This window comes from Agriterribacter sp. (assembly GCF_035445465.1).
GTDB lineage: Bacteria > Bacteroidota > Bacteroidia > Chitinophagales > Chitinophagaceae > Agriterribacter.
Window position 1 is genome coordinate 68674 of sequence record NZ_DAOMQT010000013.1, and the last position, 20079, is coordinate 88752.

The 20079-nt window shown below is 42.7% G+C and carries 18 protein-coding genes; 6 read left to right on the forward strand and 12 right to left on the reverse strand.

Features of this window, described 5'->3' with window-relative positions; all coding sequences use genetic code 11:
- The first annotated feature begins 71 nt into the window (after positions 1-71).
- The 3 genes from PLE34_RS09145 (at position 72) to PLE34_RS09155 (ending at position 7006) form a co-directional block, all read left to right on the forward strand.
- Entirely contained in the window at positions 72-3413 is a 3342-nt protein-coding gene (locus tag PLE34_RS09145; RefSeq protein ID WP_324556086.1) for a TonB-dependent receptor, read from the forward strand.
- Positions 3414-3424: 11 nt separating this feature from the next.
- A complete protein-coding gene (locus PLE34_RS09150) occupies positions 3425-4912 on the forward strand; it encodes a RagB/SusD family nutrient uptake outer membrane protein (protein ID WP_324556088.1) in 1488 nt (495 codons plus the stop codon).
- 189 nt (positions 4913-5101) lie between these two features.
- On the forward strand, positions 5102-7006 hold the full coding sequence (locus PLE34_RS09155) for a hypothetical protein (protein WP_324556090.1): 1905 nt from the start codon (positions 5102-5104) through the stop codon (positions 7004-7006).
- A gap of 202 nt (positions 7007-7208) precedes the next feature.
- Here the strand turns inward: PLE34_RS09155 and PLE34_RS09160 are convergent, their stop codons facing one another.
- The 3 genes from PLE34_RS09160 to PLE34_RS09170 form a co-directional block, all read right to left on the reverse strand.
- A complete protein-coding gene (locus PLE34_RS09160; protein ID WP_324556092.1) occupies positions 7209-7457 on the reverse strand; it encodes a type B 50S ribosomal protein L31 in 249 nt (82 codons plus the stop codon).
- 87 nt (positions 7458-7544) lie between these two features.
- Complete coding sequence (locus PLE34_RS09165) at positions 7545-8300, reverse strand: TerC family protein (protein WP_324556094.1); 756 nt, start codon at positions 8298-8300, stop codon at positions 7545-7547.
- Positions 8301-8408: 108 nt separating this feature from the next.
- Positions 8409-9167, reverse strand: a complete 759-nt coding sequence (locus PLE34_RS09170) for a menaquinone biosynthetic enzyme MqnA/MqnD family protein (protein ID WP_324556096.1) — start codon at positions 9165-9167, stop codon at positions 8409-8411.
- Positions 9168-9299: 132 nt separating this feature from the next.
- On the opposite strand from PLE34_RS09170, the gene purB reads away from it, so the two are divergent.
- Positions 9300-10646: an adenylosuccinate lyase gene (gene purB / locus PLE34_RS09175; RefSeq protein WP_324556098.1), complete on the forward strand. Its 1347-nt coding sequence runs from the start codon at positions 9300-9302 to the stop codon at positions 10644-10646.
- A 4-nt stretch (positions 10647-10650) separates the two neighbouring features.
- On the opposite strand, the gene PLE34_RS09180 is transcribed toward purB, so the two are convergent.
- The 5 genes from PLE34_RS09180 to pdhA form a co-directional block, all read right to left on the reverse strand.
- Positions 10651-11058, reverse strand: a complete 408-nt coding sequence (locus PLE34_RS09180; protein ID WP_324556100.1) for an EVE domain-containing protein — start codon at positions 11056-11058, stop codon at positions 10651-10653.
- Positions 11059-11330: 272 nt separating this feature from the next.
- A complete protein-coding gene (locus PLE34_RS09185; protein WP_324556102.1) occupies positions 11331-12050 on the reverse strand; it encodes a (Fe-S)-binding protein in 720 nt (239 codons plus the stop codon).
- 26 nt (positions 12051-12076) lie between these two features.
- The gene (gene ribH, locus PLE34_RS09190; protein ID WP_324556104.1) at positions 12077-12580 is read right to left on the reverse strand and encodes a 6,7-dimethyl-8-ribityllumazine synthase; all 504 of its coding nucleotides are present in this window, start codon (positions 12578-12580) and stop codon (positions 12077-12079) included.
- Positions 12581-12624: 44 nt separating this feature from the next.
- The gene (locus PLE34_RS09195) at positions 12625-13305 is read right to left on the reverse strand and encodes a tetratricopeptide repeat protein (RefSeq protein WP_324556106.1); all 681 of its coding nucleotides are present in this window, start codon (positions 13303-13305) and stop codon (positions 12625-12627) included.
- A 44-nt stretch (positions 13306-13349) separates the two neighbouring features.
- Positions 13350-14294 carry a pyruvate dehydrogenase (acetyl-transferring) E1 component subunit alpha gene (pdhA, locus tag PLE34_RS09200; protein WP_502875868.1) on the reverse strand — a complete coding sequence of 315 codons (945 nt, stop codon included), beginning with the start codon at positions 14292-14294 and terminating at the stop codon, positions 13350-13352.
- A gap of 190 nt (positions 14295-14484) precedes the next feature.
- Here pdhA and recF point away from each other — a divergent pair, with 190 nt between their 5' ends.
- Entirely contained in the window at positions 14485-15567 is a 1083-nt protein-coding gene (recF, locus tag PLE34_RS09205) for a DNA replication/repair protein RecF (RefSeq protein ID WP_324556110.1), read from the forward strand.
- 9 nt (positions 15568-15576) lie between these two features.
- Here recF and cysM read toward each other — a convergent pair whose 3' ends face one another.
- Together cysM and epsC are read right to left on the reverse strand one after the other, a co-directional pair.
- The gene (cysM, locus tag PLE34_RS09210; protein WP_324556112.1) at positions 15577-16449 is read right to left on the reverse strand and encodes a cysteine synthase CysM; all 873 of its coding nucleotides are present in this window, start codon (positions 16447-16449) and stop codon (positions 15577-15579) included.
- Positions 16449-17267 (reverse strand): serine O-acetyltransferase EpsC, encoded by an 819-nt coding sequence (gene epsC / locus PLE34_RS09215; protein ID WP_324556114.1) that lies wholly within the window; start codon positions 17265-17267, stop codon positions 16449-16451. Before epsC ends, cysM begins: the two co-directional genes overlap by 1 nt.
- 232 nt (positions 17268-17499) lie before the next feature.
- On the opposite strand from epsC, the gene PLE34_RS09220 reads away from it, so the two are divergent.
- Entirely contained in the window at positions 17500-18252 is a 753-nt protein-coding gene (locus PLE34_RS09220; RefSeq protein ID WP_324556116.1) for a fatty acid desaturase, read from the forward strand.
- 25 nt (positions 18253-18277) lie between these two features.
- On the opposite strand, the gene lipA is transcribed toward PLE34_RS09220, so the two are convergent.
- Both lipA and PLE34_RS09230 read right to left on the reverse strand, forming a co-directional pair.
- Positions 18278-19207: a lipoyl synthase gene (gene lipA / locus PLE34_RS09225; protein ID WP_324556118.1), complete on the reverse strand. Its 930-nt coding sequence runs from the start codon at positions 19205-19207 to the stop codon at positions 18278-18280.
- 45 nt (positions 19208-19252) lie between these two features.
- Positions 19253-20071 (reverse strand): hypothetical protein, encoded by an 819-nt coding sequence (locus PLE34_RS09230; protein ID WP_324556120.1) that lies wholly within the window; start codon positions 20069-20071, stop codon positions 19253-19255.
- Positions 20072-20079: the final 8 nt, after the last annotated feature.

Genomic DNA, 20079 nt, shown 5'->3' on the forward strand with positions numbered 1-20079 from the left:
AAGCTCTTTACAACCCTATCGTTTTTTGTAAGAGAAAAGCGGGGGTATCCCTTACCAAAACGCTGTTAGTCATGAAACTAACTACCTTTTTATTACTGGTTTCCGTACTGCAGGTGTCTGCCAAATCCCATGCACAGACGGTTACTTACGAAGCCCGGTCGGTACCTTTGAAACAGGTATTTACAGTCATTAAAAAGCAAACCGGCTATGTGTTTTTTTACCGGGGCGATGATCTTACCGGTACACACGCTGTTTCCGTATCTTTCAAAAGCATTCCCTTGGAAACTGCCCTGGAAGAATTGCTGAAAGATCAGGGACTCGGCTATAACATCCAGGGCAAAGTCATTTTCATTACTAAATTCATGCCCAGTCTAAAGGTTACCGGAGAAACAAAAGTTGCTTTGCCACCAGTAAACAAGAAGGTCTCAGGCAGGATCACTGACAGTGGGGGCAGACCATTAGAAGGTGTATCTGTTATGCTGAAAGGGAGTTCAGTCGGCACATCTACCAACTCAAATGGAGCATTCGAAATTGAAGTGCCGGAAAATTCATTAAAGATATTGATCTTTTCTTTTGTGGGTATGGAAACAAAAGAAATTAACGTTGCGAATTTATCATCAGTGGAGCTAATATTAAATCAGGAAACTGCACAGCAACAGGAAATAGTAATGGTTGGATACGGCGCCCAAAAAAAAGTAAATCTTACCGGAGCGGTATCGTCTGTTGATGCTAAACAAATAGAAAACAGGGCAGCTTCCGATATTTCGGCAATACTCACAGGCCAGGCGCCTGGTTTAACAGTTGTGCAGAATGGCGGTAATCCCGGCAGGAACACAGGTCTTTTAAATGTTCGTGGTATTGGCAGTTTCAATAGTACTGACCCGCTGATCATTGTAGACGGCATCCCTACAGGATCCATCACCGATATCAACCCACAGGATGTAGCCAGTATTTCTGTTTTGAAAGATGCTGCTTCGGCTTCGATTTATGGCGTTCGGGCAGCCAATGGCGTTATACTCATCACCACTAAGCGGGGAAGCAGGAATAGCAAACCTAAAACCAGTTTCTCTCATCAAACCGGCTATACGCAGTTCATCCGGCTACCCCAAAAAGCGAATGCAGTTGAACTGGCCGAACTACATAACCAGGCCAGTGATAATGACGGCACGCCCCGGTTATTTACAGATGACGATCTCCGGAAGTTTGGTGATGGCAGCAGCCCGCTTACACATGCGAATATTGACCTTATTGGTTTGCTCTTCAAAAAAGGACTCTGGAATTCCGATAATCTGTCTGTATCCGGCGGTTCGGAACGCGGGACATATAACGTATCACTGGGGCACATATACGAAGGTGGTATCATCAACCAAACAGGTTTGAAAAAATACACTTTGCGTACCAATCTCGATTATAAAGCTACCTCAAAACTGAATATAGGTGTGAATATCGCAGGAACACTTAACCAGATTAAGGATCCAGGTGCAGGTATCAACTGGATCACACATATAGCTTTCAGGGAATGGGCCAACGATGCACTGCAGTTTCCTGATGGACGCTGGGCCAATCCTGCCTGGTCGGGAAGAGAACACAATGCGCTTGCATATAGTTCGGATGCGATGGGTTACTCTAAAACAAATGATGTACGCCTGATCGGTACAGGTTTTGCTGAATATCAGGTCATCCCATCATTATCTGTAAAAGGAATCGCTTCTGTATTGCAGGATTTCAATAAAACTGATGGTATTCTCAGAGGCGTAGACCTATACCGTATTGATCCTGCTACAGGTGTTATAGCCGATAACCCCAGTTCAACTACTGTCAATCTTCAAAAAGGATCACCGGCAGTTGACAATGTATCAAGAGGTTATTTTAATAATACTGAACTGAATTACCAGTTGCTTCTCAATTACGATAAAACATTTGGTAGGCACAGCATTACCGGCCTTGCCGGGCTTGAACAAAGGCAGAAGCGGGCAGAGTTCTCCAACCTGTACCGGAGGAAATTATTATCCGATCAGTTGGACCAGATCAATGCGGCAACCGACATCAATAATGACGGTGCAGCCGGCAATACTACCGAGTTCAGGCTGCGATCCGTGTTTGGAAGAATCAATTACAGTTACGATAGCCGTTACCTGATGGAAGCTAACATAAGATATGATGGCTCCTCAAGGTTCGCCCCTGAGTTCAGGTACGATTATTTTCCTTCCGTATCACTGGGATGGAGAGTGTCCAAAGAAAACTTTTTTCGTATAGCATCTGTTTCGGAACTCAAACTCAGGGCATCGTGGGGTAAGCTGGGGAATCAGGAAGTAGGAGATTATGTATACCTCCCTACCTATGGCGTTAGCGGCTTTTATTTGTTCGGCGGACAACAACAGCCGGCTATTATTGAAAGTGCACTGGCTAATCAAATATTGACCTGGGAAAAAACTTTAGCCAAGAATATTGGCATTGACCTGGGATTGTTAAATAACCGGTTTACCCTCAGCGCAGATTATTTTGAAAAAAATACGGACGACATACTGATGCGGATAGATCAGCCTGGCATACTGGGTGCGGCAGGTCCGGTGATCAATGCAGGCGCTGTGAAGAATACCGGGTTTGAAATTGATGCGGGATTTAAAGACCGGGTAGGCAAAGTAAACTATTATGTTCGTGCCAATTTTAGCAAAGTAAAAAACGAGATCACGAACCTTGCCGGAACGGACAGGCCCGGTTTTAGCGTGGGAGATCCATTACAGAATATTTTTGGGTATCGGGCATTGGGCCTTTTTCAATCACAACAGGATATCGACAACCATGCCAGCCAAGTTTCTCTGGGTGCCACGCCAAAACCTGGCGATATCAAATATGCCGATCTTAATAAAGACAATAAAGTTGATGCAGAAGACCGAGAGAATCTTGGCGCCGGCTTTCCTGGCATTACTTACGGCTTTTCATTAGGCGCTGACTATAAAGGATTCGACTTTTCAATGGTATGGCAGGGTGTGGCAGACAGGAAAATAATGGGTGCAGGAAGGTTTATTCAACCATTCTGGTTTGGGGCTTCTCCACTACAATATCAGATGGACAGTTGGACTACCACTAATACGGATGCGAAATTTCCAAGAGCCAGTTTTAATAATGCGAGCAACTATACACCCAGTTCTTATTGGCTGCGGAATGGCGCTTATTTAAAAATGCGAAATATACAATTAGGCTATTCACTTAATCCAAAAATACTGGGCAAACTAAAGGTTATCAAAGCACGCATATTTGTAAGTGCTGAAAACCTCATTACTATTACATCGTTCGACTATGGCTTTGACCCTGAAGATGTGTCGTCGGATGACCCCGTATCGTTTTTTGGAAATACTGCCAACTATCCCACTACCAAAAGAGTATTGGCAGGTTTAACGCTCACCTTTTAATAATGCATTGTATGAAAAAAATATTAGCTTCTATTATATTTATATCATTTCTCCTGTCCTGTAAAAAAAGTTTTCTCGATGTTGTCCCGCGCGACAAAGTATCGGATGCTACTTTCTGGAGAAATGAAGCAGATGCCAATGCCGCCGCCGCAGGCGTGTACAGTTACTGGAGTTTTCCTTTTGACGATGGAATAAATAACGTACCCGGGAGGGCATTATTCCTTGGAGATGCCTGGAGTGATGATGCAACTACTTCTAATTTTTGGAACGGGTTCTGGTACAATACCTGGTCGGGCAATATATCAACACAGGATCCTACCATTAATAGCTATTGGATTGCTTTGTATGGAGTGATACGCAAAGCAAATATTTTTCTGACAAACATTGATAAACCAATTATGGACGAAGCAGTACGCAAACGCCTTACAGCAGAAGTAAAATTTATAAGGGCTTATGAATACCTGTTGTTGCTCAATAACTGGGGAGGTGTGCCTATTGTAGATAAGCCGTTGGAAACAACTGAGCTCTCTATTCCGAAAAACACACCGGATGAAGTACGGAATTTTATTTTAAAAGACCTGGATGAAGCCATACCCGACCTCGCACTAACACCCGAAAAAGGCAGGATCAAAAAAGGAGCCGGACTATCCTTGAAAGCCAGGACATTATTGTACGGCAAAAGATGGACAGAAGCTGCCGCGGCAGCAAAGGAGGTAATGGACCTGGGTGTTCATGGCCTCTTTCAAACAACATCCGGGGATGGTTATATAAAACAATTTTTAACAGAAGAAAATAAAGAAGTTTTGGCATCATGGAAATATGATGCCACACAGCGCCCAAACGAAAAGCCTGCTTTGATTGCCTTTTGGCAGGTATGGGGAGAAGGAAACCTTGTATCTCCAACACAAGCGCTTGTTGACGCATACGACACTTATGATAAGAATACAGATCAACTAATATCTGCAAATCCTGCGGCCCCATATGCAAATAGAGATCCTCGTTTTGATTTTACAGTGGTCACCGGTGTTGGATCCTCTACAGATTATGGAATAAAAAAATTTCTGGGCGCCGATGCCGGATCTGAAAATGTGATTATACGATATGCCGAAGTGCTGTTAACATATGCCGAAGCGAAGATAGAAGACAATAAAATAGATAATTCTGTATTGGATGCCATCAACCAGGTCAGGGCCCGTGCCTATGGCGTAGACGTTACAAATGTGGCTGCTTACCCTGAGATCACTACGTTGGTACAAGCTGATCTGCTTAAGATTGTGCGTAATGAGCGCAGGGTAGAACTCGCTATGGAAGGCCTGCGTTGGTATGATATTACAAGATGGGGTATTGCAAACGCTGTAATGAATGGCCCCGTGCTGGGTGCTAATGGCATGGTTTCAAAAACACGAACATTTTCTGACAGGGATAATTTAAGGCCCATACCGCAACAACAAATAGATTTATCCAATAAGTCTTTAGTACAGAATCCGGGCTATAACTAAACCTTTAATAAGATTTACATTAAAGTTATGGTCTGTCACCTTTTTTGAAAAGCCAGGAATACGTAAAAATGCTGGTCAGTGTTTTACTGATCAGTGCTTTTACTGTACGGGAGTTGTCGATGATATCGCAACTGACCAGGCTCGTTAACATAACAATACTCATATTTTAAACTAAAAAATCAAACGAGTATGCTTAAGCGTAGAAAGTTCCTGAGGTGGGGAGGTCTCGCTTCCACTTCATTACTGCTTCCACTAACCGCCTGCCGAAAAGTGTTAAATACGCCCGAAGCAAACAAACAAAAAAGTTTATCACAAAAGACTTCGTTTAGTAACGGAGGGCTTACTTTTTCCAAATGCGCAACCAACAAAGGGGCTTACCTGGCTGGAGAAAGCGTTACTTTATCGCTCGATGTTCAAAATATTACCGGGCAAACAATTCAATTGAACGAACTCCATGTTTTTTTCAAGGATATTTCCGACCCGTATGCTACTTTTAACCAAACAGTAACGCTTGCTACAAATATAACTATTGCGGCAGGACAGACTTATTCAATCGTAAACAAACCCATCTGGACGGTTCCCAGTTACGCATTGTTAAATGCTTTTGGAGAATTTATAGGCGGAACTTTCCAAAACAATTCGACTATCCCCAACACCTTTATGACTTTTTTCAGAGTCGTGAATCAAAACATTCTGACCACTTTTAAGATTACAGCTGCCTCCTACCAGGGTTTGAGTGTGCATTTACTGGATGGAGGCATGAGTGCTGAATATGCCATAGGGAAAGCTGCTGAAAACCTATCGGCAGGTGTGGCGCATTCGTGGTACCCAAGCGCACCTGGAAGCGGGCCAAGATCTGTTTATAGCACAACGCGGTTTCTTGAAGCCTCCGTCAACAACACTGTAAATTATTATAACCAGCAGTTTGGAAGTACGACAACATTTGACACAGTCGTTATTTCAACCGGTGTAGCTTCTATACCGTATCTGTCAAGAACAATGAAAGCGCCTGTTTTGCCTTTGCATTTTTTAGTAAGTGCAGACACAGTTAAAGAGATCGCTGCAATTTTGCAGTATTCCAAAGACCATGGATATGATGCTTACAGTGTATTGGGCTATGATGGCTCAGTAGCCAAGGCGGTTTCGTGGATCAAATTGTTAAGATTGCCTCCCCAGTATATCACCTTTTTACAACAGCATAATGTAAAAAATATCGTCATTACAGGCACTACAACCTTAGGCGCCGGAGAAGGTACTGCCAAAAAGATTTTATATAACAACACTCCTTCAACAGGTTATAATCAAAGCGATATCTTCCTTTTATATACCCAAGGCGGCACTACCGGTGATTTTGACAATCTGTATAGCCGTATTAAAGACCTGCACGATTATGATAATTTACTGGAGAGCAATTACCGTCAAATATCTGATTGGGAAAGCGGTGTGGCAGATGAACAAATTAATAACTTCTCGGCCGTAGCGAAATCTCAAACCGGAGTAACCAGCGTGCAGGTATTAACCGCCACCGTAAGTGGGGGTACACTGGAATTATACAACTTGGCTACCTACCTAACCCTTTCCTTTATGCAAAAAAACAATTTGGTATTCGGTAGCAACCCGGTGCTGGGGGTAGCCATGAATCCTTATTTGCTTTCCCATCCACTTTATGAAACCAAAATACAATATCTTCCTTTCCTGTACTGGCAAGGAGGACCGCCATCATCCATTGTGGACCGACTAACCACCAGTACAAAGAACACCATACTTTCTTATTTCCCCAATACTAATTTTAACGGACTATCTTTTTGGGTGAATACATCAAAAAATTTTGGCGGTTTTCAGGCATCCGGTCTGGTAAGTGAGTTACAAGCAAGAGGATTACTCAATATAACCAAAAGCAACGAGACGATTGACGAAGTATGGAACCCGAATGATGGCATGTCTGCCATTTGTGAAAGGGTGGCCAGCAATATTCTTCAGTATTCATCCCCGGCAGCATTAAAAACTTGGGATAATACGCTTGTTGCCTTGGCGCCTGCCGATCTCGTGACGCTGGCTTCAAGACACTCAAACATTATAGTAATTCAAAAATAAATTTATGATTCGGTAAATAGCCGGTTTCTTTTCATTTTCATACTGGAATTGATTATCAATGTCTTTCTTCAAAAAAAAGATTTTGATTCCGTAAAAACACGGTGCTGAAATCGTCTTTTGTTGTGATGCTATTGTGTTAAACACTATAAAGCAAAATCCCCCCGGTAAACCGGAGGGATCTGTATTCGTTTGGACTAAGAAATTATTTTTTTGCGTATTTCTTTTTGAATTTATCAATACGTCCTGCTGTATCAACCAATACCTTTTGCCCGGTATAGAAAGGATGCGAAGTATTGGAAATTTCGAGTTTGATCAGCGGATATTCATTTCCGTCTTCCCATTTGATGGTTTCCCTGGAGGCTGCTGTTGAACGGGTAAGGAATGTAGACCCGTTACTCATGTCTTTGAAAATTACAAACCTGTAATTTTGCGGATGGATACCTTGTTTCATGATTATCAATGTTTTAAGGTTGTACGGATTTTGCCGTACTGTTTAAAAGAAGCGCAAAGGTAAATGGGAATGGGGTAAATGCAAAAATTATATTGGTTTACGCTTTTTAGCCGCTCTCAGGTTAAGTGCTTCCACAAAAACGGAGAATGCCATAGCGAAATAAATATACCCTTTGGGGATATGCTGGTCTAATCCTTCCGCTATGAGCGAAATGCCGATCAGCAGCAGGAAAGATAATGCCAGCATTTTTACTGTGGGGTGATCATTTACAAAGCTGCTGATCCTTTCTGCTGAAACGAACATGATCAATACCGCTATTACCACAGCCGCTATCATTATTTCTATATGATCTGCCATGCCCACGGCAGTAATTACAGAATCAAGAGAAAATACCACATCCAGCAGGATTATTTCAATAATGACCCTGCTGAAAGAAATGACCCTTGGTGATTTTTTTGCTGTTTCCGCTCCGTGACCCTCTACTCTTTCATGAATTTCGGTGGTGCTTTTATATATCAGGAACAGGCCACCTGCAATAAGTATAATATCCCTGCCCGATATTTTTAATTTTTCAAATAAGTCGCCCGCTTCTACGCCAAACCATTCCCCTATACTAAAAAGCGTAGCCGTTAAGGTCATTATCCAGCTAATAGAAAGCAACAACAGTACTCTCGTGATCATTGCAAGCGACAGGCCTATTCTCCTGGCTTTTTTTTGCTGATGCGGAGGTAATTTTCCGGAGATGATAGAAATAAAAACAATATTATCAATGCCCAGAACAATTTCCAGCACCGTAAGTGTTAGCAGCGAGATCCATGCTTCGGGAGTTGTTAACCATTCCATATCGGAGTAATATTATTCAAAAATAACGCGCAAGAGGATACTGCCAAAAAAAATGAAGCGTTCACCAAAAATAACAGTACAGGCGGTGTATGCAGTAAGCGTTCCGCTTTATACCGGCGATTGTACCTGCTTTAACAGGAACAGGAATGCCGCCAGCCCTTCTTTCTTTTTCTCATCTAACACATAATTAACATTGTACTTATAGTATTGGTTCAGATCAAATAATTTATACTGGCTTTCCTGTACTACTTCTTCGATATGCATGAGTCCAAATGCATTCGCCTCGTTAAAAGCATGAATAAATCCATCGGGCAGGGGTTTATTGGCTATCCAGGCGGCAAATACAAAGGGCAATCCTGTAAAGTCTTTCCAGGCTTCCCCCAAATCATAGATATATGTTGACTTGCTCCTTTGTTCAAATGCCCTGTCGCCTATTACTACAGCCGCCGTGGTGCCTGTTATGCGCTGCCGGAACGCTTCGTCTGTAGCATACTCAAACACAGGTGAAATTTTCCAGTATTGCTCCAGTAATATTCTTGCCAGGGTTACGGATGTTTTTGACTGATAATCTAGCAATACCGTTTCAATGCGGTTAACCGGAACCTCGCTGAATAAACAAACCGTTGCTACGGGTCCGTTGCATCCGATACAATAATCCGAAACAATATAAGATTCCTGCATTTCGGGAATAACTGCCACAGGCACAATCCCCATATCCACTTCTCCCGACAGCAGCATTGCAGCGAGCCGGGAAGGAAAAGTTTCTACAATATTTATGTCATCAATAACCCGGGAATGCTTAATACCATACAAAAGCGGCTTTACATTCAGATAATCAATTATGCCAACGCTTATTTTATTTCTCATGTTTGGTTTCAATTAAATCATCCATGCACCTGTACCATTGCGTACCGATAAAAATTTTTCAACTTTTTCATGTAGGTTTGCCCGCAAATGTAGGCTAATCCCCTTTTATTATACTTCAAATATTATACAATAATGGATTTATCAGCGCTTACTGCCATCTCTCCGGTGGATGGCAGATACAGGAACCAGGTTCATCATTTAGACCAGTATTTTTCTGAATTTGCATTAATCCGCTATCGTATCCTTGTTGAAATAGAATATTTCATCGCGTTAAGTCAGAAGAAATACTTTGCGTTAAAACCCGCGCAGGTAAAAGCATTAAAAGCAATATACCAGCATTTCACCACCAGTAAGGCAACTGAAATAAAAAATATAGAAAAAATTACCAATCACGATGTAAAAGCGGTGGAATACTATATTAAACAGGAACTGGATGCCTTAAAGCTCGGTCATCTAAAAGAATGGATACACTTTGGGCTTACTTCGCAGGATGTAAATAATACTGCAGTACCGCTACTATGGAAAGAATCCTTAGAAAACGAATACTATCCTGCCATAGCCACCCTTATTTTACGAATAAAGAAACTGGCCGCAACCTGGAAAAACATACCCATGCTGGCGCGCACACACGGGCAGCCGGCTTCGCCTACCCGTTTGGGTAAAGAGTTCATGGTATTTGCGGAACGGCTAAGCCAGCAATTACAACTGCTGCAATCCATCCCTTATTCCTGCAAGTTTGGAGGCGCTACGGGTAATTTTAACGCGCATCACGTGGCGTATCCCAAAACAGACTGGATAAAGTTTGCCAATGATTTTTGCAGCAATTCGCTGGGGTTACAGCGCCAGCAATTTACTACCCAGATTGAGCATTATGATCATATCGCCGCTCACTTTGACGGTATAAAACGCATCAATACTATTTTGATTGATTTTTGCCGTGATATATGGACATATATTTCACTTGAGTATTTTAAGCAGAAAGTAAAAAAAGGAGAAATAGGCTCTTCGGCAATGCCGCATAAAGTAAATCCTATAGATTTTGAAAATGCGGAAGGCAATCTTGGCATGGCCATTGCGCTGCTGGAACACCTTTCGGCAAAGCTACCCGTGTCGCGGCTGCAGCGCGATCTTACCGATTCCACCGTGCTGAGAAATATAGGCGTTCCATTTGCACACACCATGCTGGCATTAAAATCTTTTGATAAAGGGCTGGGAAAATTACTATTAAATGAAACCAAAATAAAGCATGACCTGGATCAGAACTGGGCGGTAGTAGCCGAAGCGATACAAACCATTCTAAGACGTGAGCATTATCCCAATCCATATGAAGCTTTAAAGGAACTTACGAGGGGCGCGGCGGACATGAATCAAAAAACCATGCATGGCTTTATTGATTCCCTTAAGATATCTTCATCCCTTAAAAAAGAATTAAAAGCTATTACACCACTGAATTATACCGGGGTGAACCCGGATTTCTGAAATTTTATTGTGCGGACATTTCCATAATGATCTGCCATTCGTTTTCCGTAACCGGCTGCACCGAAAGCCGCCCCAGCCTAACGAGTGCCATATCGGCCAAACGCCTGTCTGACTTGATCTGAGCGAGGCTAACCGGCTTCCGTAGCTTTTTATAAGGCTTTATATCCACCACTACCCATGCATCGTCATCAGCCGTTGGATCGGGGTAGTGCTCTTTTGCCACTTTAGCTATACCTACAATTTCCAACCCCTCATTGCTATGATAAAATAAAACTTCATCTCCTTTTTTCATCGCTTTAAGGTTATTCCGCGCCGCATAATTGCGTACGCCGTCCCAGAAAGTTTGCTTGTCTTTTACAAGCTGATCCCAGCTGTATTTGAAAGGTTCCGATTTTACAAGCCAGTATGCCATAATGGTGAGAGGTTTATGATTTCGGGCAAAATACGAAGAAACAAATAAATACTAAATCCAAAGCCGGGAATTTGAAATCCGAAAGGAAGCACCAAAAAACAAATAACAAGAACCAAACCTGTCCGCCGGGGCGGATAAATTTCAAATGCCAAATCCGAAGCGGAAAGTCCGAAATTCAAAACGCCAACAATAAACCATAAACCACAAACCATAAATTAAATAACCCGAAGCGCGATGCAATCTCAAATTTAAAATCTCAAATCTCAAATCCATTACCATCCGCTCGCCAGCACATCCGCAATATGCATGGTTTGAATAGCCAATCCTTTATGTTTAATTACCCCGTCAAGATGCATCAGGCAGCTCATATCTGTTGATATGATATAACCGGCGCCGGTATTGCCGGCATTAACCACTTTCTGATCGCCCATAGCTACAGCAATTGTTTCAAATTTAATCGCAAAGGTGCCGCCAAACCCGCAGCAGGTTTCCACATCATTCATTTCCACCAGTTCAAGTCCTTTTACATGGTTAAGCAGCCGGCGCGGGGCCGATTTAATGTGCAGCTCACGCAGGGCGGCGCAGGAATCGTGGTAAGTAGCTTTTCCATAAAATTCGGCGCCTACATCTTCCACTTTTAGTATGTCGGTAAGGAATGCGCTGAATTCGAACATCCTTTTACCCGTGTCTTTTACTTCATTGTGCAATGAAGAATTATCAAACAGGAGCGGGTAATAATTTTTTACAAACCCCGTGCACGAGGCGCCGGGTGAAACAATATAGCCTGAACCTGAAAAATCGGTAAGAAATTTATGACATACATCCCTGGCATCATCCCGGAATCCTGCATTAAAAGCAGGCTGCCCGCAGCAGGTTTGGTTGGTATTGTAATGCACATTACACCCCAGTTTCTCCAGCACTTTTATCATATTAAAAGCCGTTTGCGGATACAACTGGTCTATAAAGCAGGGAACAAATAATTGAACATCCATGGCAATTACACCTCCGGCATAATCATTTAAATAGCTTTATTAAGTGACGCCTTCAAAGCTATCATTTTTAACGCGGTAATAGCCGCTTCTTTTCCTTTGTGTCCATGCCTTCCGCCGGTTCTTTCTTCGGCCTGCTCATCCGTATCTACCGTAAGCACGCCAAAAACAGAAGGCACGGGTAAGGTAAGGTTAAGCTGCACAATGCCATCGGTAATTCCTTTGCAAACATAGTCGAAATGTGGTGTGCCGCCTCTTACCACGCATGCCAAAGCAATAAACGCATCGGGCCGGTTTTGGCCCTGTAAATGAGCATTCCAGTAAGCCGATATCCCAAAGGGTACTTCAAAAGCACCCGGAACCGTAATCACCCGGAACGCTACCCTGTGCTCCGTTAAAACTTGCCTGCATCCTTCTTCTAACCTATCTACTATTGCCGCATTCCATTCGGTACGCACTATAACAACACAGGCATCCCTGGGTAGAATGCCTGCATCTAAATGATATAAATTACTGTTCGTTATTTCAGCCATTGACGATACAAATAAATTTAAAATCTGAAATTTGAAATTTCAAATTAATCGGTTGCCCCTAATTTGCCTAAGTATTTTTCAGCCGTAAATCCTCTTTCCGTTCTGGGAAATTTATCTTTTAACTGCTGGAAAAGCTCAATCGCTTCTTTGTTTTTACCCATTACTTCGTACAGGCTGGCAGCCCTGAACAAATATTCAGAAGACAATGCCTCGTTTTGTTCAAAAGTAGTACCTGCTTTTTTATAGTTTTCCAGCGCCTCTTCATTTTTCTTCAGTTCCGATAAAGCATCTCCCATCAGTCCGTATACCAGCGCCTGGGTTTGAACAGAGCCGTTAGCGTCAAAATCCTTAAGGTATTTTAAAGCATTATTATAATCTCCTAACTGAAGGTAGGTTTCGCCTGCATACAGTTTGGCAAGATTACCAGAGGGCGTTCCTCCGTATTTACTGATCACTTTTAAAAAACCCGCGTTCCTGCCATCTCCGTTCAATGCCAGTTGCAGGGAGTCATTGGCAAAATACTGCTGCGCTTTGGCAATAGCTTCAACACCCTTTTTTTCTTCAGGAAGCCGGTACAGGTACTTATATGCAAAATAACCGCCTATCAGCACAATTACAGCAGACAGGGCAATAATAATGCTTTTATTATTTCTTTCCCAGAAGTCCTGCGCGTCCAATAGCCTGTCTGTATGCTTAACCGTTTCGTGTTTTTTTATTGCACTCATTGTATAACTCGGTATTCTTTTTTATTATTTTAATTCGGGTTTATTTAGTCCATTATAAAAGGATAGTCCTCTTGTTTATAGATATCCTTTAATAATTCATCATCATCCGGCCAGGGGCTTTCTTCAGCAAATTTTACAGATTCGTCTACTTCTGCTTTTACTCTTTCGTTAATCACTTCAATCTCCTCTTCTGTAACATTAAAGGTTTTAATTAATCTGCTTTTGGTATATTCAATGGGGTCGCGTTCTTTATATTCCTCCACTTCTTCCTTGGTCCGGTATTTTGCGGGATCGCTCATCGAATGCCCTTTATACCTGTACGTTTTTATTTCCAGCAATGTAGGTCCGCCACCTTCCCTGGCTCTCTTTACCGCACGTCCAACAGCTTCGTGCACCGCTTCCGGACTCATACCGTCTACCGCATCACCCGGCATATCGTATGCATCGGCAAGCTTATAAATATCCATTACATTAGATGTTCGCTGAACGGAAGTTCCCATGGCGTAGTTGTTGTTCTCGCAAATGAAAACTACAGGCAGCTTCCATATCATTGCCAGGTTAAAGGTTTCATGTAATATCCCCTGGCGTGCTGCGCCGTCTCCAAAAAAAGTAAGCGATATGTTGTCCGTGCCCTTATATTGCTCGGCAAATGCCAGCCCGGCTCCTGTAGCGATTTGTGCGCCAACAATACCATGCCCGCCAAAGAACCGCTCTTTCACCCCAAAGAAGTGCATGCTTCCTCCCTTTCCCTTTGAGCATCCTGTGGCTTTCCCAAAAAGTTCGGCCATGCAGGATTTAGCGCTTACCCCTTTGGCAATAGCCAGCCCGTGATCGCGGTAGGCTGTAATAAATGTATCTTCCGGTTTCGTAGCTGTCATACAGCCTGCCGCTAAAGCCTCCTGCCCAATATACAAATGGCAAAAGCCGCGGATCTTCTGCATACCATACAACTGCCCGGCCTTTTCTTCAAAACGGCGTAACAAAAGCATCAATTCGTACCAATACAGGTAAGTTTCCTTTGTAAACTTTACGGTTTCTTTTATTGTAGCGCTCACGTTGCAAAATTGAGCAGCAAATATATGCGTTAAATCTTAAATTCTGAATTTCAAATTCTAAGACTTCTCCTGTCAAAATTCTGAATTTCAGCTTTATTTTCAGGATTCAGTATAGATTTGCGCTTTGTTTAAATTAGATGACATATCATTAGTACAGTTCCGGAATTACAGCCACGCCCACTTTTCCTTTTCCCGGAATGTAACCGGCTTTTGCGGTAAAAACGGCAGCGGAAAGACAAATTTGCTGGATGCCATCTACTATATGTGTTTTACAAAAAGCTATTTCGGTAAAACAGATATACAAAATGCCCAGCAGGGAAAACAGGGATTCAGGTTAGAAGGGCAGATCACTTTAAAGGATAACAGTCATCATATAACCTGCGTATTAAGAGAGAATGGAAAGAAAGAATTTGGTGTAGACAATGAAAATTACACCAGGTTTGCAGCCCATATCGGCAAATTTCCCTGTGTAATGATTGCCCCCGATGATGTGGCTATCATAACCCAGGCAAGCGAGGAACGGAGAAAATTCATAGACTATACGATCTCACAGTTAGACGCCACCTATCTGCAAACTTTAATAGACTACAATAAAATACTTCAGCAGCGCAACAGTTTGCTGAAGCAGTTGGCCGATACGGGCCATATGGATGAAAACCTTATGGAAGTTATTTCCGCCCAGCTTATAGTGGCAGGCAATTTTATCTATACCCGGCGTTCGCAATTCCTGGAAGGGTTTATACCCGTGGTACTCAGGTTGTATCATTCCATTGCCACAGATGAAGAAAAATTAACGATAACCTATAAAAGTCATTTAGAATCAAACGATTTTAAAAGCATATTGCTCAAAAATAAAGCAAAGGATATAGCGCTGCAACGCACCACGCAGGGTATACACCGCGACGATCTTGAACTGGAACTGGAAGATTATCCTTTTAAAACAACCGCTTCACAGGGACAAAGAAAGTGCCTTTTGTTTGCCCTGAAACTGGCGGAATTTGAAGTATTGCTGCAACACAAAGGGTTCCCTCCCCTTTTATTACTGGATGACATATTTGAAAAATTAGACGAAAAAAGGATGAAGAACCTGCTTTTTAAAGTATGCGTTGAAAACAAAGGGCAGGTTTTTATTACAGACACCCATTGCAATCGTTTAAAAGAAGCGCTGGAGCAACTGCAGGTTTCGCATGAAATAATTGCTTTATAGCCACACAATTTATCCGAACAGGTCGCTGCTCAAATACCTGTCGCCGCGGTCGCAAACAATAAAAACGATTACACCGGAAGCAATTTCTTTGCTTAACCTTATTGCTGCTGCCGCAGCTCCTCCGCTACTCATGCCCGCAAATATGCCTTCAACTTTCGCGAGCTGGCGGGTTACGGCTACCGCTTCAGCCTGGGAAACATCCATGATCCTGTCTACCCGCTGTGGCTCGAAAATTTTAGGAAGATATTCCTTAGACCATCTCCTGATGCCGGGAATAGACGAGTCTTCAGTAGGCTGGCAGCCGATGATTTGTATACCCGGATTTTTTTCTTTTAGATATTGTGAGCAACCCATTATTGTTCCCGTGGTGCCCATAGCGCTTACAAAATGCGTAACGGCGCCTTTGGTATCATTCCATATTTCCGGGCCTGTTGTTTTATAATGTGCCGATACATTATCAGGATTGGCAAACTGGTTAAGCAGGTAATAATCTCCCCGGGCAGCCTTTTCTTCGGCATAGTCTCTGCAGGCTTCTATGCTTTCGAGCAGGGTAACTTTTGCCCCGTATGCCTCCATTGTTAAAACCCGTTCCCGCGTTGAGTTAGAAGGCAATACCAGCTCCACTTCCAGTTCAAACAGGTTAGCGGCCAATGCCATGGCTATACCTGTATTTCCGCTTGTTGCCTCTATTAGTTTGGTAGTTTTATTGATATCGCCCCTCTCCAGCCCACTTTTAATCATATTAAACACAGGGCGGTCCTTTATGCTTCCGCCCGGGTTATCGCCTTCCAGCTTGGCTAATATCTTTACATTACTGTTTGTGCTTAATTTCTGAAGCTCAACAAGCGGGGTATTACCTATTAAATCTGCTACGGATGCCATTATACGTTGTTTTTTATCTTTCTTTCTTCTATTATAATATTAGTATTATGATATACAAATGACCCGGCCGGAACACTATGCGTAAGCCATACGTTACCACCGATAATGCTGTTATGACCGATTATGGTATCACCGCCGAGTACCGTTGCGTTAGAATATATAATAACATTATCTTCTACAGTGGGATGGCGCTTCATGAAAACCATACTTTTGTCTACGCTCAAAGCCCCTAAGGTAACACCCTGGTAAAGTTTCACATAGTTTCCGATTACAGCCGTTTCGCCAATCACTATCCCGGTACCATGATCAACATAAAAGTGCTCTCCTATTTTTGCACCCGGATGTATATCAATACCCGTTTTTGAATGGGCATATTCCGTAAGGATCCTGGGCAGCAGCGGAACCTCAAGCAATAGCAACTGGTGCGCAATGCGGTAAAAGCATAAAGCATAAAATCCGGGATAAGCCCTGATTACCTCAAACTCACTTTTTGCTGCGGGATCGCCATTTAAAATGGCTTCCACATCTGTATTTAAGATGCGGTATAATTCAGGTGCGCTATTAAAGAACCGGTTGGATATAAATTCATTATTGCAGTCGCAACAGGCTTTTGTTGCATTCAGCATGGAGGTAAGTTCTGTTTCCAAGCTTTTAAAGGTGTTGTCAACCTCCTCTGCAGAATCATAATCACGGGCAGACAGCTCCGGAAATAATAAACAAATAAGTTTGGAAGCCCATTGCGCAATCGTTTCATTAGGAGGCACATCTTCCAAAGCCTGCTGCTTGTTAAAAATATGCTGACTCAGTTTTTTTGTCATTGAGGTGAATAGCTTAAAGTGGTATAATTTCCTGCTATCGGGCAAAGGTAAGTGCAATTGATATTATATTAAACAGGCAGAACAGGTGTATCCATTATTTTTATGATCAGCCTTTTAGTACCGGCAGGATGCATTGATCCGGATTACAAAAACTTAAGCCAAATTTCAGGCAATATCATTCCTAAGTCTGCAGATATCTTTATATTTGCTGTTTTGGTTTTAATTGATAATAATGACCGTTATTTTAATATTCTTTTTTGCCCATTGGTTTTTATCATTGTTTTTTCATTCTTTCTTTTTGCATCGCTACGCCTCTCACCAGATGTATACCACATCTAAATTCGGAGAAAAGCTTATTTATTTTCTAACCTGGTTTGCCCAGGGCTCTTCTTACCTGGTTCCAAGGGCGTATGGTGTAATGCACAGGATGCATCACACGTTCAGCGACACCGAAAAAGATCCGCATTCGCCTCACTTTTTTAAAGATATCTGGCAGATGATGATGCATACCGCGGCTATTTACAGCGCTTTTATTACGGGCAAAAATGTTCCCGACAAACAATTTACAGAGGAATACCTTCCTGTGTGGAACAAGCTCGACCGCTTTGGCACCAGCATGATTACCAGAACCGCTTTTGGCGTTGCCTATTTTGCAGTATATTTTTTCTTTGCGCCCAGTTGGTGGTGGTTCCTGTTGTTACCCATTCATTTTCTTATGGGGCCCATTCAGGGCGCTATTGTGAACTGGTGCGGACACAAATACGGCTACAGTAACTTCGACAATGGCGACCATTCAAAGAATTCTTCACCGTGGGGAATACTGCTGATGGGTGAATTGTTCCAGAACAATCACCACTATGCAAAAGACAGCGCCAATTTTGCTAAAAAATGGTTTGAGTTTGACCTCACCTATTTTATTATGCGCGGGCTGAACAAATTAAAACTGATCAGGTTAAAACCGGTTGCGGTTGCTGTTAGGGAGTGAGTGGTAAGTAATGAACAATATTCAACTACCCTGCCATCATTTCTTTTTTCTTCAGCCATTCCTTTTTGCCCGTTCCTTCAAATACATGCCTTTCGCTGTGATAGGAAGAACGTACCAGTGGGCCGCTTTCAACATAATCGAAGCCCATATCATAACCGGCTGCTGTATATTCTGCAAACTCATCGGGGTGCACGAAACGTAAAACAGGCAAATGCCTTCCGCTGGGCTGAAGGTATTGCCCGAGTGTAATTACATCCACGTTATTGGCCCGGAGATCCCTCATGGTTTGCAAAACCTCTTCCTTCGTTTCGCCAAGTCCGAGCATGATACCCGATTTGGTTCGCATACCCTTTTCTTTAAGGTATTTGAGCACTTCCATGCTTCTCCAGTATTTGGCCTGTATACGCACCTGTTTTGTCATTCGCTCAACCGTTTCAACGTTGTGTGACACTACTTCCGGCGCAGCATCAATAATGCGTTGTATATTATCCTTCTCGCCTTTAAAATCAGGGATCAGCGTTTCCAGCGTGGTGCCGGGGTTTAAGGCTTTTACCGCTTTAATGGTATTGTACCATATAATGCTACCCCCATCCTTCAGCTCGTCCCTGTCTACCGAAGTAATTACAGCGTGCTTTACTTTCATGAGGTAGATAGCTTCGGCTACGCGCTGGGGTTCATCCCAGTCCACCGCTTCCGGCCGGCCGGTAGCCACGGCGCAAAAGCCGCAGCTCCTTGTACAAATATTGCCGAGGATCATAAAAGTAGCCGTTCCCGCACCCCAGCATTCGCCCATATTGGGACAATTGCCGCTTTCACATATAGTATGTAACTTATGGGTATCAACTAAATTCCTTACATTTTTATAGCTTTCACCAATAGGCAGCTTTACTCTTAACCAATCGGGTTTTTTAATGCGCTGCGCCGGTTCCGGGGAAGTACCACAAACTCCGCTCATAACTTGAATTGTAAAATAGTTTTCAGAAATACAAAAGTAAACGACTTACTTCCGTTTGCCAAATAAGAAGGATACGTAGGCATTAACGAAGAATTTCCGCGAAGGGTTATATGCCATTTGCTCAATCTCTTTAAAATAATATTCCACGTTTATTCCGCCTTCTATAGCGGATACGATCGTATTGAACCGGTTGTAATCAAAGCGCAGTGCAGTTTTGGCGTGCAAACCGGGGGCAAGCTTCATTTCATTCCACCCTTTGGTTAAGCCCGAGCCTCCGATGATGCTGCCGGTGTTAAGAAACAGTGAGCTGTCGGGCGAATCATATTTAACATACCTGTTCTCATTTAGCTGGTCCTGCACTTCTACATAATACGGGCGTAAAAGGCCTAAGGAGAGCCCACCTGCCCCAATACCATATACCGAAACACCGTTTTTATTGCTTTTGCCTCCAACCAGAATTTGTTGGCCGGCAGCAAGCTTTAACTGGTAAAAAATATTTCTTTTACCGTAAACGAAAGGGTTGCCAAAAAATATAAAGCCGCCGGCATCGGTTTGGCGATTGGCTTTTTGTTCTTTGCGGTGCTTCTTTTCATTGAACTCTATCTGGAATATGGTGGCGCGGGTTACAGAGTTGGCGCGTCCCAGCTCATAAGATATGCCCCACCCGTCTGTATTTACTTTTATGCCAAAGGCATTCTGTTTATGAAAAGATGGTATGCCTTCTTCTTCCAGGCGCATTAGCGTATTCATCTTTTCTTTTTTTGCATTTCGCTTATCCTCTTTTCTTTGTTCAGCCGTTCTTTGCTGACTAAAAGCTCCAAGGGTTGTGCTAATACATATAATTGCTGCAATGATTTTTTTCACCTGAAATA